General features: G+C 49.5%; 12 protein-coding genes and 3 pseudogenes. 11 read left to right on the top strand and 4 right to left on the bottom strand.

The features are described from left to right. Window positions 1–190: 190 nt before the first annotated feature. From DZ54_RS24085 to DZ54_RS25210, 5 genes and pseudogenes are all read left to right on the top strand, one after another. A pseudogene (locus DZ54_RS24085) lies at window positions 191–360 on the top strand (XapX domain-containing protein). Window positions 361–382: 22 nt separating this feature from the next. Beyond that, on the top strand, window positions 383–1,093 hold the full coding sequence (gene deoD, locus DZ54_RS0106935) for a purine-nucleoside phosphorylase (RefSeq protein WP_025673546.1): 711 nt from the start codon (window positions 383–385) through the stop codon (window positions 1,091–1,093). An 18-nt stretch (window positions 1,094–1,111) separates the two neighbouring features. Next, complete coding sequence (locus tag DZ54_RS0106930; RefSeq protein ID WP_025673545.1) at window positions 1,112–2,578, top strand: lactate dehydrogenase; 1,467 nt, start codon at window positions 1,112–1,114, stop codon at window positions 2,576–2,578. 89 nt (window positions 2,579–2,667) lie between these two features. Beyond that, window positions 2,668–3,513 (top strand): HTH-type transcriptional regulator HdfR, encoded by an 846-nt coding sequence (hdfR, locus tag DZ54_RS0106925; RefSeq protein ID WP_025673544.1) that lies wholly within the window; start codon window positions 2,668–2,670, stop codon window positions 3,511–3,513. A 149-nt stretch (window positions 3,514–3,662) separates the two neighbouring features. Beyond that, on the top strand, window positions 3,663–3,839 hold the full coding sequence (locus tag DZ54_RS25210) for a hypothetical protein (protein WP_164831563.1): 177 nt from the start codon (window positions 3,663–3,665) through the stop codon (window positions 3,837–3,839). A gap of 124 nt (window positions 3,840–3,963) precedes the next feature. On the opposite strand, the pseudogene nagZ reads toward DZ54_RS25210, so the two are convergent. Continuing rightward, window positions 3,964–4,967 (bottom strand): annotated as a pseudogene (gene nagZ / locus DZ54_RS19790) (beta-N-acetylhexosaminidase). A gap of 44 nt (window positions 4,968–5,011) precedes the next feature. Then, window positions 5,012–5,176 (bottom strand): hypothetical protein, encoded by a 165-nt coding sequence (locus tag DZ54_RS25205; protein WP_164831562.1) that lies wholly within the window; start codon window positions 5,174–5,176, stop codon window positions 5,012–5,014. On the opposite strand from DZ54_RS25205, the gene DZ54_RS0106905 reads away from it, so the two are divergent. After that, the gene (locus DZ54_RS0106905) at window positions 5,175–6,287 is read left to right on the top strand and encodes an anhydro-N-acetylmuramic acid kinase (RefSeq protein WP_037353823.1); all 1,113 of its coding nucleotides are present in this window, start codon (window positions 5,175–5,177) and stop codon (window positions 6,285–6,287) included. The genes DZ54_RS25205 and DZ54_RS0106905 overlap by 2 nt on opposite strands. A gap of 9 nt (window positions 6,288–6,296) precedes the next feature. After that, the gene (murQ, locus tag DZ54_RS0106900; protein WP_025673542.1) at window positions 6,297–7,247 is read left to right on the top strand and encodes an N-acetylmuramic acid 6-phosphate etherase; all 951 of its coding nucleotides are present in this window, start codon (window positions 6,297–6,299) and stop codon (window positions 7,245–7,247) included. A 27-nt stretch (window positions 7,248–7,274) separates the two neighbouring features. Here murQ and DZ54_RS19785 read toward each other — a convergent pair whose 3' ends face one another. Both DZ54_RS19785 and DZ54_RS23350 read right to left on the bottom strand, forming a co-directional pair. Continuing rightward, the gene (locus tag DZ54_RS19785; RefSeq protein ID WP_051415948.1) at window positions 7,275–9,242 is read right to left on the bottom strand and encodes a putative bifunctional diguanylate cyclase/phosphodiesterase; all 1,968 of its coding nucleotides are present in this window, start codon (window positions 9,240–9,242) and stop codon (window positions 7,275–7,277) included. Between the two features lie 69 nt (window positions 9,243–9,311). Beyond that, on the bottom strand, window positions 9,312–9,851 hold the full coding sequence (locus tag DZ54_RS23350; protein ID WP_051415947.1) for a 7TMR-DISMED2 domain-containing protein: 540 nt from the start codon (window positions 9,849–9,851) through the stop codon (window positions 9,312–9,314). 333 nt (window positions 9,852–10,184) lie between these two features. Here DZ54_RS23350 and DZ54_RS0106885 point away from each other — a divergent pair, with 333 nt between their 5' ends. The 4 genes and pseudogenes from DZ54_RS0106885 (at window position 10,185) to tkt (ending at window position 14,414) form a co-directional block, all read left to right on the top strand. Continuing rightward, window positions 10,185–11,195: a sugar-binding transcriptional regulator gene (locus DZ54_RS0106885; protein WP_128080468.1), complete on the top strand. Its 1,011-nt coding sequence runs from the start codon at window positions 10,185–10,187 to the stop codon at window positions 11,193–11,195. 180 nt (window positions 11,196–11,375) lie between these two features. Beyond that, entirely contained in the window at window positions 11,376–12,152 is a 777-nt protein-coding gene (locus DZ54_RS19780; RefSeq protein WP_081721617.1) for a transaldolase, read from the top strand. Next, window positions 12,143–12,322 (top strand): transaldolase family protein, encoded by a 180-nt coding sequence (locus tag DZ54_RS27675; RefSeq protein ID WP_081721616.1) that lies wholly within the window; start codon window positions 12,143–12,145, stop codon window positions 12,320–12,322. Before DZ54_RS19780 ends, DZ54_RS27675 begins: the two co-directional genes overlap by 10 nt. Before the next feature lie 98 nt (window positions 12,323–12,420). Beyond that, window positions 12,421–14,414: pseudogene (tkt, locus tag DZ54_RS19775) on the top strand (transketolase). Window positions 14,415–14,818: the final 404 nt, after the last annotated feature.

Below are 14,818 nucleotides of genomic sequence, written 5' to 3'. Positions count from 1 at the left end.
ATCATTATCTGGTTTACGGGTTAACATGGAGATAGTTGTGATCAAGATCGCGCGGATATGCGCGTTAGTTACATACACTAGACTTATCTCATGCGGAACAACTGAAACGATAATAAAGACAGCTAAGACTGTCGCAAATTCGGTACCGATTTGAGCTGAACTGCATCTAACGAATTGTTTGAGGGTTATAATGAACGAAATTTTACTTGCGGTCGTCGCTGGCGCCATTGTTGGCTTTTTCTTCAGCGCGATTAAGCTACCACTGCCCGCTCCCCCGGTTATTTCTGGATCATGGGTATCGTTGGTATCTACCTTGGCGGCATGGCTTATCAAGCCGTGATCGAACGCTTTTTCTCTTAACTTTAGATAATTGGAGCACACTATGGCTACCCCACATATTAACGCTGCAGACGGCGCATTTGCTGAAACAGTCCTGATGCCAGGTGATCCACTGCGCGCGCAGTACATTGCCGAAAACTTTCTAGAAAACGCGGAACGGGTCACCGATGTCCGTAACATGTTCGGTTATACCGGGACGTACAAAGGCAAAAAAGTATCGGTCATGGGTCACGGTATGGGTATCCCATCTTGCTCTATCTACGTCCATGAGCTGATTAAAGATTACGGCGTTAAAAACGTCATCCGTGTCGGTAGCTGTGGCGCGGTGAAAGATGATGTCAAACTCATGGACGTGATTGTTGCACAAGGTGCTTCAACCGATGCCAAGGTAAATCGTACCCGTTTTGCTGGCCACGACTTTGCTGCAATCTCTGACTATCACCTGCTTGAGACCGCCGTTGGTGAGGCCCGTAAGCAAAATGTGTCTGTCCGTGTCGGGAATGTTTTCTCTGCGGATCTCTTCTACAGCCCAGAGGCGGATCTGTTTAATAAAATGGACAAACTCGGCATTCTCGCCGTTGATATGGAAGCAGCCGGTATCTACGGCGTTGCAGCAGAGCTGGGAGCACGAGCCCTAACGATTTTGACCGTGTCTGACCACATTATTCGTGGTGAAGCACTGAGCTCCGATGAGCGCCAAAAATCGTTTAATGAAATGATGACTGTCTCGCTCGAGACTGCAATCAACCTGTAAACGTGGCTCGGAGGAAACGTGTCAAGCGGTAAACTGCCCCCCGCGTCCGGTCTATTGCAGCTGAATTTTTGTAAAACTTTGACCTGCCCTAACTTCGGGTCAATGGATGAGCAAGATTATCTGGTTCAGCGCTCTAATCCGGCACGCCCCACGCTAGTATGCCGAGAATGCGGGGCGTTTCCTCCTCTACTCAACAATCATCAGGTTCATGCGGAGTTGATAGCCCAACGTCAACGCCATGCTGATGGTCTCTGTGCTTGCACTAATCCTGCATGTGAGCACTTAGGTAAGCCAGTCCTAACGCATCGTCACTGTTACCATGCCTTTGGCTATAGCGGAGATAGACAGCGCTATCGGTGCAAAGGTTGTCAAAGTACCTTTGTCGATCGTTGGTCTGGGGCCAACAAGAAGAGCGAATTGCAACAAAAATTGCTTGCCTTCCTCTTCACGGGTCATACCGTGAGAGAGATCTGCCGCCGACTTTCTCTCAATCCAAAAACCTTTTATGACCACCTAAATCAAATCGCTGCACGTTGTCGCCAAAAATTGGCCGCTTACGACACGCGCTTTTTAGCTGATACCTCAACCGGCCATCTCGCGAGCGTCCACGCACCGCTGCAGCCCCAGAGCCAGAATGGCGTACAATGGCTAGCGACCGGTGAGGCACATAGCGGCTATATCTTGCTTCAAGATGTCAATTATCACCCGTATGATCATGATTGTCTCAGTGACCATCATGACCCTTATCAAGACGCCTGTCGCTTTATGGCGACAGCGAATGCAGGGCAGCGTCCCGAAACCACACCACGCCCTGACGGCCTGCTTGGTCGGGTTGACGCAAAATACCGTGAGGTGTTTTCACGCTCAAATGTGGAAGACCCTTACACACAATCGTTCCATTTTATCTATCCTAATCGTGGCACGTTAATTCGCCCCCAATACACTACATACGCTCATTATTTAAATCTCAAGCCTTTGATAGATCATTGGCAACACATTGTGGTTTTTTCTCCGCAGGAGCCCTTGTTGCGTTCTGCCTGTCTGTCCGTTTTCGAAGCCGATATTCGTGACAAGCGCGTCAGCCATGTTTACGTCGAGCAAGATGCTTATTGGCAACCCGGCTCAGAGCCGGAAAAAATCGACATTGTGTTGCTTAGTTGGTGGCGCGATCGCTGGGCGTTTACACGTAGCGGAGAAGGTAACAAGGCCATTTGCGATCATGGACAAAACAAAGGCAGAGAAGCCTATTGGTTGACTCATGCCAGCTGTGATGCCATGAAGAAGTATCAACAACACTTCCATCAGCAATTTTCACTACTCGTCAATGAACCACGCCGTCGGTTGCGTCCTGGCGGGTTACTGCCGCTACTTGATATTTACCGTGCCTGGCACAACCTGTGTTGGCAAGATCACGCACACGTCACCCCTGCTCAGCGTCTTGGATTAACGGAGCGCCCGCTTACACTCGCTGATCTGATGCTCTAAACCAAACGTCTGCGTCATCTCCCTTGACGATGACGGTATACCACGTTATTTGTCTTAATTCATAAAAGTCGGTTACAAGGATAGATGCATTGGATATTCAACTGCTGCGTACGTTTATTGAAGTCAGCAAGACCCGCCATTTCGGTCATGCAGCGGATAACCTTTTCCTGACCCAATCCGCAGTCAGCTTTCGCATTCGTCAACTCGAAACACAGTTTAGCACCGCATTGTTTATTCGCCAGCGCAACAATGTGCGTTTGACCGAAGCGGGTGAGCGTTTACTCCCCTATGCCGAAACCATGCTTCAAACCTGGCAACGCGCGCAGCAAGATGTCAGTGCCATACAAGCCGCCAGTGCCCAGCTAACACTTGGGGCGTCGCCGATGTTGTGGGAGCTTGATGGCGTAAGCGCATGGATAAACCAGATCGGCGCGGATCATACCGACTGGTTACTTCGTGCCGAGTCGACCCCAAGGCAATTACTCGCTCGTCATTTGATTGAGAAACGCATCGACGCAGGTCTCACCGCTGAATTACCAAAACTTGAAGGCCTACAGTCCCACCTCCTTGGCAATTATCAATTGCAGTTGGTCAGCCATGTCCCTCATCTTCATCTGGATAATAGTCGTGATCTACCGCTGGTCTATCTCGATTGGGGGGCCCAATTTTCTCTCGCGCAGAGCCAAATAGAACCGTTACAACGCCCACCGGTTTTACATACCCAGTCATGCCACCTTGCATTAACCTATTTGCTTGCCCATGGCGGCATCGCGTTTCTTCCTTCTTTAGCAATTCAACAGTATCTCGATAGCGGCCAACTTCATTTAGTTGATAAAGTACAAGCGCTTACCCACTCCCTTTATCTCATCTGGCTCAACAACAATGATAAAAGCAATTTAATCAATCAGTTAATAGCGTCAAACGGCCAACTTTGATCCGGTTAAAAAAACGGCCTTTTCCGATGAATTTCACTAGTCGGAGGGGAGTTTTTGGGCTATCTTAAAGTTGTTGGGCAATAAGATGTTGTCTAATAATCCGGCTAGTTATAGCTCTATGAATCAACAAGCGTTAGGAAAGCACCACCATGGCACAGTGGGATCAATGGTTAAAACACGGCTCTCAACAAAAAGAGAAGTTTAAATCTCGCCACCACGACGATTTTGATGACGATATGTCGAATGGAAAAAAAGGTAAGAAGCGACAAGGCAAGCGCGCGCACCGGCCTCAACACGAGGATAACCACTTCGGAGATGACCGCTAAGTGACTTGATACTTTTCGAAACGAATGTTTTCGAAACGAATGTTTTCGAAACGAATGCTGTCAAAATCAAGAAGGGCAATGCGTTGGCATTGCCTTTTTGTATCTGATGATCTCAATCACTGTGTTAAGTTTGTTGTTCTCGCCACAGGTTATTGAAATCAGTTAACGCATCATGTGCCGCTTTCCAGCGTGTACTTTGCATTAGTGTTTTCCATTCAATTGGCATTCGAACGCGGAGTGTATCCGCCATCGGCACGGACTGAATCGACAAGGTGTCCAAAACCGACACTGCACTTGGACGATCATTGCAGATCAATGTCATATCACACCCTGCATTCAGTGCTGCTTTGGCACGAGAAGGGGCATCACCAAAAACATGCGCCCCACCCATACTCAAATCATCCGAAAATATAATGCCTTTAAATCCGAGTTGCTGGCGCAGAATATGGGTTAACCAATACTGCGAACCACTGGCAGGTTGCGTGTCATGCTGCGGATAGATCACATGAGCAGGCATCACAGCATCTAATAAGCCTTGCTCAATAAACGCTTTAAAAATGGCGAGATCAGGCGATTTCAACATATCACGCGGATCTTCAGGGGTGACTAAATGAGAGTCTTCTAACACGGCACCATGTCCCGGAAAATGCTTCCCCGTGGTTGCCATGCCGGCACGGCGCATCCCCGTAGAAAACGCGCTGGCGTATTGAGTCACTGCGTTTTTTCCGCGCCAAACGCACGATCTTTAATGGCGGCACACCCAAACCCCAAATCAAGCACGGGTGCAAAACTCAAATCAACACCATGCGCAATCAACTCAGCGGCCATCAACCACCCAGCTTGTTCTGCCATTTCTGTCGCTGCACCGAGTGCATGATAAGACTGAGCGGCAGGGATGGGAGTAAACGCATCGCGAAATCGTTGTACTCGTCCACCTTCCTGATCCACACCAATTAAGATATCTCGACCTGCTGCCTCACGAATAGCCTGAGTGAGTGCGCGAAGCTGCGCGGAATCGTAATAATTGCGGGCAAACAAAATCACCCCACCGACGCTAGGGTGCGCAAGGATCTCTTTCTCTTCATTATCGAGTTGCTCTGCGTGCACGTCGAGCCAAACGGGTCCCATGGTATCTCCTTCATCCTGCTGTCAATAACCGATACGCATACTGATTATTCTGGATAATACCGGCTAAGAATATGGAAATCAGCCTGCATCACAGACAGATAATCAAGCACTTTGCTACCTATCGCAATCTGTTTATACTCATCGCGCTTTACTGCTATCGTACCGTTACTGCTATCGTATCGTCGCCATAACGCAAGGAACAGCCACATGTCATACTCTGGAGCAGATATCTATATCGGTGTCATGTCAGGGACCAGTTTAGATAACATTGATGCCGTCGCCGTCAGGTTTACGCAAGCCGGTCAGGTTGAATCAATTGCCCGACACAGTGATCCCATCCCTCAAGATATAAAGGCCACGGTCATTACGTTAAGCCGAGGTCAGCCTGTGTCAGTCACCACGCTCGGAGAGCTCGATCGTCGCTTAGGCGAATGTTATGCCGCGGCGATCAATACCTTGCTCGAACAAGCCGCCTTATTGCCTAAGCATGTTGCCGCAGTCGGCTGTCATGGACAAACGGTGTATCACCAGCCAAGTGGCGATTACCCGTTTACCATGCAACTTGGCGACGCCAATGTGATTGCCGCTCGAACCGGCATTACCACTGTCGCCGATTTTCGCCGTAAAGATATGGCGTATGGTGGCCAAGGTGCACCGCTGGTGCCCGCATTTCATAACGATTACTTTGCCGATAGCGAACAACCTACTGCGGTGGTCAATATCGGCGGCATCGCCAATATCTCAATGATATGCCCAGATCGTCCGTTATATGGCTATGATACGGGGCCAGGCAACATGCTAATGGATGCGTGGACACAACGACATCGCCATCAAGCCTATGATCGAGATGGTGAATGGGCAGCAAGCTGCGCGCCTTATCAGCCCCTGCTCCATCGGCTACTATCAGACGCCTACTTTTCTCGCCCTGCGCCCAAAAGTACAGGTCGAGAGTATTTTAACCTCGACTGGCTCGACCGTCAGTTGCTCGCGTTTTCACTCTCCCCCGATCAGGTACAAGCAACCCTTTTAGCCCTCACGGTCGAGAGTATTGCCATGGCCATACGGCCGCTAGAACGCGGACGCGTCTTTGTTTGTGGTGGGGGCGCACATAATCAAACCTTGATGCACGCCCTTCAACAGGCGATGCCCAACTGGGCCATTGCCCAAACCGATGAGGTCGGGATCCGTTGTGACGATATGGAGGCCATTGCCTTTGCATGGCTCGCCCGACAAACACTCAACCGTCAGCCAGGCAACGTACCCGCAGTGACAGGTGCAAGCCAAGCCTGTTGTTTGGGTGCCATCTATTTACCTTATTAAGGAGCCGCAATGACAGCCCCTACCGTCGAACAACTCAAGCATTTATTATCAGAAACGCGCAACTCCAATACCTATGAACTCGATCAGCAAGATACACTCGGTTTGGTGACCCTGATTAACGCGGAAGACCAAGGCGTCGCGCTTGCGGTTCAATCACAGCTTTCCGCTATCGCCGAGGCCGTCGACCACATTGTGACAGCGTTTAACGCTGGGGGCCGACTTGTCTATATTGGCGCGGGCACCAGTGGGCGCTTGGGTGTCTTAGATGCCGTTGAGTGCCCACCTACATTCGGAGTCGGACATGAACAGGTGATTGGCCTTATTGCCGGGGGCGAGAAAGCGATGTTTATCGCCCAAGAAGGGGCAGAGGATGATCCAGAGTCAGGTGTGGCGGATCTTTCTGCCCAACACATTGGGTCGAATGATGTTGTCGTCGGTATTGCCGCTAGTGGCCGAACCCCCTATGTAGTTGGTGCGCTTGAATTTGCCAGGCAGCAAGGTGCGGTCACCATTGCGTTGTCATGTAACCCTAATGCCGCGATTAACGCCCATGCAAAGGTTGCAATCACACCCGAAGTCGGCCCAGAGGCTCTGACAGGCTCAACCCGTATGAAGTCTGGCACCGCGCAGAAGTTAGTCCTAAACCTATTAACCACCGCCGCAATGGTCAAAGTCGGTAAGTGTTATCAAAACTTAATGGTCGATGTCAAAGCGACCAATGAAAAACTGGTGACGCGTTCAACACTGATCGTAATGGAGGCGACGGGGTGCGAGGAAACGACTGCGGCTCAGACCCTATCCCATGCCGACGGTGACGTTAAGGTGGCTATTTTTATGGTGTTAACAGGACAAGACCCACACTCCGCAAGAGAGCAACTTCACCAAGCCAAAGGCATTTACGCGGCGCACTCGCGATCACTAAGCAACGCTGAGTATCACCAGAAGCAACCGCTGTCGTGAGTACATTGGACTTTTATACGTACAAAATCACCCGGACGAAGAGCGTGCTTGTGGTGAATATATCATCGTTTTCGGTTGCACACTGTCCATACGGTCTACATACTCTTGGTATTGGTTAAACGGTAAGGGACGCGAATAATAGTATCCCTGTGAAATATCCACGCCATAACGCCGAAGCAAGGCCTCTGCCTCTTCACTCTCAACCCCTTCGGCGACGACCATAACCCCTAAAGATTGCGCCATATCGGTGGTCGCACGGACAATACTTTGGTGTCGGCCATTTTTAGGTAGATCCTGGACAAAGCTGCGATCAATCTTAAGCTCCGTAAAAGGCAGTTGGGACAAGAAATAAAGTGATGAGTAACCGGTCCCATAGTCATCAATTGATACCTCAATACCACTTGTCGACAGCTTAGTGATCAACTGCTTGAGCCAATTATAATCTTCCACCATGACCGATTCTGTCAGTTCGAGTGAAATCAAATTGGTGGGTATATTGCATTCTCCAGCCAGTTCGACCACACGACCGGCCAAGTCAGGGATATAGATATCAGACGCACTAATGTTGATCGAAAGCCGGCGACAGTGGCCTCGCTCAATAAGCTGAGCTTGCTGCTGGAAAGCCCGCTTGATCACCCAAAGGGTAAGGCTATTAATAATCCCAACGTCTTCTGCCATTCGGACAAAAACGTCTGGCGATATTTGCCCATACTCGGGATGTGTCCATCGCGCCAGCACCTCTGAGCCATGGATAGAACCCGTACGCAAATCAATTTGCGGTTGGTGATAAAGCTCTAATCCATCATTTTCAATCGCACTCCTTAAATCATTGATTAGCGAAACATGTAACTGATGATGTCGCTGCTCATAAGAATTAAAGTGAGCATAACTGCCAACAATGGGACGGTGCTGGTCAATCGCATGTAGCGCGCGGCTAATGAGCAGGCCGGGATGATCGCCATCAGTTGGATAATGGCACACACCGATACGGGCATTCACTTGCGTGACAAAAGAGCCCACACACAAATCGCCATTTAAGTTGTCAACGACTGCGGTCAGCACCTGGTCACAGGTTACGCGATCCACATCCGCAATTAAAAAGGCAAAAATCCCCTCTTTCAAACATCCAAGCCGATAGTTCGGCATATCACTGTCCGTTTTGATCGCTTGTACCGCCTGAACAGCTAGTGTGTCGTTGATGCGTGCAGCAATCGCATTGATATATTCGTTTCGCGCACTCTCATCTAAATAAGGCAATAAATTATTATAGTTATCAATCGATAGACAGCACAAATTGAAATTGTGGTTGCGACTGATCAAATCGCTAATGACCATGTGCAACACATTGTTGTTGGGAAGGCAACTTAACGTATCATGGGTGAGCGAACGCATTTCCTGCATTCTTTGAAAACGAAATCGCTCCGCCAGTGCCAGAGAAAACAGAATCATGGTGAGAGCAAGTGCTAGCATCAAGGCATAACTGGACAACACGCTGTACTCAATATAATTGAGCATGAGGGCGTAGAATGTCAGTCCGCCAACCATCGCAGGTAGCCAACATAAAATAAAGAGAAACATCCAGTGCTTACTCGGTTGCCATTGCTGCCAAAAATAATAAAAGATCACACCATAGACTGGAATTTGAGCAATCAACACGAAAGAGACAGACACATAAGCGGGCGTAATAAAACTCAGTAACGCGAGACCAAGCAACCCAACCGTTGTGATTAAAAACAACGACCGCGCACGTTGATTAAACGGGTGACGTGTAAAATCCAAGAAAAAATAAGTGAACCATAGACCCACCACCAGCAAACAGACCGTCAGAGCAATTAAGTGATTACTGATGAACATCTGGATCGGCGCAGGGAGAAAATAACGGCTAAAGCCATGATTAACCCCCAGCACTAAGGTACTCAGTACAATGGCAAGTACATAAATCAAGTACACACGCTGCCGACTGTATGCATAAACACCAGCGCTATAAAACGCCATCAAGTAGGGCTAAAGTCATAAATCCGCCCCACACCAAATGTAAATGATTTAGCGAACTGGTCATAGCTCTCATGACTCATGATCCACAGCAGCAGTGGTTGCCATGTCTCGGGAGGTCACCTTGATCAGAAGCTGATTTTCATGATCAGGGGGTAAGGTCACAGCCAGGGATTCCGGTAGAGGCAATTGGTTCAGTCGCTCTAGCGTGATATCGCCTGCTTTTACACGCCGGCGAACCTGTTCGCCATCAAGTATGTGGTAGGCATCAAGGTAGTCAATGGAAGGGTTGTCAGTGATAACATGTATCGATCGTTCAGTCAGACCCGTATAGTTAAAATCGATTTTTATCCAATACGTCTGGTAAGCCAATTTCCATGGAATACTGTTTGTCCCTGACGCCGACGTAAAAGGCGCATGAGCCATCACATAATCCAAGGATAGCTCGTTCGTCTCGTCAACAAAATAACGATAATTCGTATTAAGGAGTGGTTGTTCTTCGGTCGCGCCGCGATTGAGGTCAACAATCCACACCCCAAACACACCCAAGGTGAGCAATGCGAGTAGTGTCGCTCCCCAGACGAGGGGTTGTCGTGATTGCAGTGCGCGCATAGAGCCACACTCCCTTAGCCAAAGACGGGCCCGTTATGGTGCTATCTATTTACTCAACCGCTGATAGTTTTATTCAAACAAGCATTAATAAACTTAGATAAGCATGGCTATTTTTTCAAACACAGCATGCCCAGTCTTCTCTTTTTCTTCCTCTCTCCGCAACATCCTCATCGACGTTTTTTGCCTATTACCGTTATCATGGATGAACATCCGTATTATTTAAGAACGTTTGTTCATTTAATACAACAGAGGTATACTGGTCACCATTGCATTCACTGTGCCCTAACGCTGAACCTGAGGCACCGTTTAATCGCGAGACCATCGAGCATGAGTATGCCAACGCCTCCTGATCACTATCACGAAGACACCGACTTATTAACTGAAATCGCCATTCTGTACTATCAGCAAAGCGCCACTCAGGAAGAAATTGCGCGTAAATATAAAATCAGTCGCCCAAAAGTGAGCCGCCTTTTACGTAAAGCGCGTGAGGAAGGCATCGTAGAAATCACGGTCAAATTCCATCCCGTACACAGCGCCCAGCTTGAACAGCGACTCATGGCAAGGTTTAACCTTAAACGCGCCTTAATTTCACTCGACCAACCCAGTGCCGAAGAACAACGTACCCAGGTTGCAACCTTGGTATCTTCCTATCTCGACGGTAACCTTAACGACGGAATGGTCGTCGCAGTGGGACAAGGTCAAAATGTCGCAGCGGTTGCCGATCACCCGGGCGTTGTTTCCCACCGTCAAGCACGATTTGTTTGCGCGATCGGTGGCACACACCGCAGTGGTGATGCCTTTAATGCTGATCATATCTGTCGGCGCTTAGCGAAAAAATTTGGTGGCAGCAGTGAAACCTTATACGCCCCAGCGTATGTCGATAATGAGTCAATCCAACAAGTGTTCGTGTCCCATCCTAATATCAGTGAAACCTTGAACCAGGCCAGAAAAGCAGAGTTTGCGCTGGTCGGAATTGGCGATATGGATGAGAATAGCCATATGGTCAAATTAGGCTGCTTTACCGCACGGGAGTTTGTTGAAGCACGAGTTAATCATGGTATTGTCGGGGACATCGGGGGGTTTGATTTTTTCCGCCTTGATGGACAACCCACTGATAATTTGATGCGTGGTCGCGTTGTCGGGTTGGCGATGCCCGATTTAGCACGCATCCCGAGTGTGATCGCCATGGCGAGCGAGAGTCGCAAAGCCTTATCGATACTCGGCGCGCTGAGAACCGGCGTTATCGACGTACTCGCGACAAGTGCAAGTTGCGCAATGGCACTGCTTAATATGTCGGAGCCCGCGTCTGATGAAAGCGCGTTCACATTTCAACAGGATGAGTAAACCAGTGACAAAAGAGTGAGACTTAGCGCTCTTTATGTCGCAATACAATTGACAAGTGACGTAAAAAACTCAAAGATCGTCACATCATTTGCTCAGGCGCGTTGCATCTGTTCATATTCAGAGCAAGCGTGAGTACGTAACTCGGCGTCTGGGCCTACCACGTAAAGAAGGTGAGTGAAGATGAGCAACAAACTAGACCAACTCCGCGCCCTAACCACCGTTGTCGCAGATACAGGCGATATCGAAGCGATCAAAAAATACCAACCGCAAGACGCCACCACCAACCCTTCGCTGATCCTAAAAGCGGCGCAAATCAAAGAGTATGCGCCTTTGATCGAGGAAGCGATTGCGTATGCGAAATCACACAGCAGTGATGCCGACCAACACGTCGCCGATACTTGCGACCGCTTGGCGGTGAACATTGGTAAAGAAATCCTCAATGTTATCCCTGGTCGTATTTCAACCGAAGTCGATGCACGTTTGTCCTATGACACTGACGCAAGCGTTGCCAAAGCACGTAAGCTTATCAGCATGTACAACGAAGCAGGTATCAGCAACGATCGTATTCTGATCAAACTGGCTTCAACGTGGGAAGGCATTCGCGCCGCGGAAATCCTGGAGAAAGAAGGGATCAACTGTAACCTGAACACTTCTGTTCTCGTTCGCACAAGCACGTGCGTGTGCAGAAGCGGGCGCTTATCTGATTYYACYTGTTGGCCGTATTATGGATTGGTACAAAGCAAAGAAGGCCTTGATTTTGAACCTGTTGAAGACCCAGGTGTGAAGTCAGTCACCACCATTTACAACTACTATAAAGCCCACGGCTACGATACGGTTGTCATGGGTGCGAGCTTCCGCAACGCCGGTGAGATCCTAGAATTAGCCGGCTGTGACCGCCTCACGATCAGCCCACAACTGTTACAAGAATTAAGTGATGCTGAAGCGATATGCCTGTGAAACTAAAAGACACAGGCGCCACCGAGCAACGCCCAGCGCGCATGACCCATGCAGAATTCTTGTGGGAACACAACCAAGACCCAATGGCGATCGAGAAACTCGCCGAAGGGATCCGTAATTTCGCGGTCGACCAAGGCAAATTGGAAGACATGATCCGCGAGCAACTGTGAACCGACACAAAGCGTGATTTAACACAATAAAAGCGGCTAAGACCGCTTTTATGATACCGTTTTATTCTATTTCACCTGTTCAACCTGTAGGTAAACACATGGAACGCAAAATGCTAGCCAACGCCATCCGCGCCCTCGCGATGGACGGCGTTCAAAAAGCCAAATCTGGTCACCCAGGCGCCCCAATGGGCATGGCTGATATCGCCGAAGTACTGTGGCGTGACCACATGAACCACAATCCACAAAACCCAGATTGGGCCAACCGGGATCGCTTTGTGCTCTCAAACGGCCACGGCTCAATGCTTATCTATTCATTACTGCACCTAACTGGCTACGATCTGTCTATCGACGATCTTAAGCAGTTCCGTCAATTGCACTCAAATACCCCAGGCCACCCTGAATACGGCTATGCGCCAGGCATTGAGACCACCACAGGTCCACTTGGCCAGGGCATTACCAATGCTGTCGGTATGGCCGTAGCAGAAAAAGCCCTCGCCGCGCAATTTAACCGTGACGGTCACGACATTGTTGATCACCACACCTACGCGTTCTTGGGTGATGGCTGCTTGATGGAAGGCATCTCTCACGAGTCGTGCTCACTGGCGGGAACGCTAGGCCTCGGTAAACTGATCGCATTCTGGGATGACAACGGTATCTCAATCGACGGTCACGTTGAGGGTTGGTTCTCTGACGATACCGCTAAGCGCTTTGAATCGTATGGCTGGCATGTGATCCCAGCGGTTGATGGCCACGATGCTGACGCGATCCAAGCCGCCTTGCTGCCGCGAAAGCCGAAACCGGTAAGCCGACGCTGATCTGCACCAAAACCACCATCGGTTATGGCTCGCCAAATAAATCAGGCAGTCACGACTGTCACGGCGCACCTTTGGGTGACGACGAAGTACAAGCGGCACGTGAATTCCTTGGCTGGAAGCACGCGCCCTTCGACATCCCACAAGACATTTACGCACAGTGGGACGCCAAAGAAGCCGGCGCCGCCAAAGAAGCGGCATGGAACGAGCAGTTTGCCGCGTATCAAGCACAGTATCCAGAGCTTGCTGCTGAGTTTACCCGTCGCATGAACGGTGAGCTGCCGAGCAACTGGGACAGCGAAACCCAAAAGCTGATTGCCGATCTGCAAGCCAACCCAGCAAAAATCGCGTCACGTAAAGCCTCACAAAACGTGTTAGAAGCGTTTGGCAAGCTACTGCCGGAGCTACTCGGTGGTTCAGCCGACTTGGCACCGTCTAACTTGACCATGTGGTCAGGCTCGAAAGCGATCACCGCAGACGATGCGAGCGGCAACTACCTGCACTATGGCGTCCGTGAGTTCGGTATGACCGCAATTATCAATGGTATTGCCCTGCACGGTGGGTTTGTTCCTTACGGCGCAACCTTTCTGATCTTTATGGAATATGCCCGTAATGCCATGCGCATGGCAGCACTGATGAAGACGCAAAACATCCAGGTTTATACCCACGACTCAATTGGTCTGGGTGAAGATGGCCCGACTCACCAGCCGGTCGAGCAAATGGCTAACCTGCGTCAAACGCCGAACATGAGCACCTGGCGCCCTTGTGACCAAGTCGAATCGGCAGTGGCGTGGAAAGCAGCCGTCGAGCGTAAAGACGGGCCAAGTGCGCTGGTATTCTCGCGTCAAGGTCTGGCGCAGCAAGAGCGTGATGAAACGCAACTGGCGAACATTGCCAAAGGCGGTTACATCCTTAAAGATTGTGCAGGTAAACCTGACCTTATCTTTATTGCGACCGGCTCAGAGGTTGAACTGGCCGTTGAATCAGCCGCTCAGCTAAGCGCAGCAGGCAAACAAGTACGCGTGGTATCTATGCCAAGCACTGACTTGTTTGATAAGCAAGACGCCGCTTACCGCGAGTCGGTATTGCCATCAGACGTTACTGCACGTATCGCGATTGAAGCCGGTATTGCTGACTACTGGTACAAATATGTGGGCTTAGACGGTCGCATCATCGGAATGACCACCTTTGGTGAATCCGCACCGGCTGACGAGCTGTTCAAAATGTTCGGCTTTACGGTTGAAAACGTGGTTAACACCGCTGAAGAGTTGCTCGCTTAATCGCATCTCTACGGCACGTTAATTCTGCTAAGGCCAGTCAGCGATGACTGGCCTTTTTTTATCTCCGCCCTCTAGCACCCTAAATTCGATGTCAAACAGCGACTTAAAACATGGGGGGAGTACTTGATGAACGGACCAGAAGCCAAGCACCACTTAATCATTTAATAAAAATGATCATCATCGCTTTACAAGTGAACAGATTGCTGTACGGTGGTCACAGCTCTGGAACACGGAGCGTCAATGATTCATCAAGTAAAAGGCAACATAAGCTGCACTATTATCTGTATTATAGAGTTTCTAACGTTACCCGCTTTCGCTTCTAGACATGTCATCGACTCCGTTCAAAGCTATCCTATTTTTAGTAATTTAAGAGAGAATGATTATGTCTAATCAAGCAACTGGTA

This window comes from Salinivibrio socompensis S35, from assembly GCF_000513715.1.
Lineage (GTDB): Bacteria > Pseudomonadota > Gammaproteobacteria > Enterobacterales > Vibrionaceae > Salinivibrio > Salinivibrio socompensis.
Note: the sequence above shows the minus strand (reverse complement) of the source record. Positions and strands in the feature narration are given on the sequence as shown.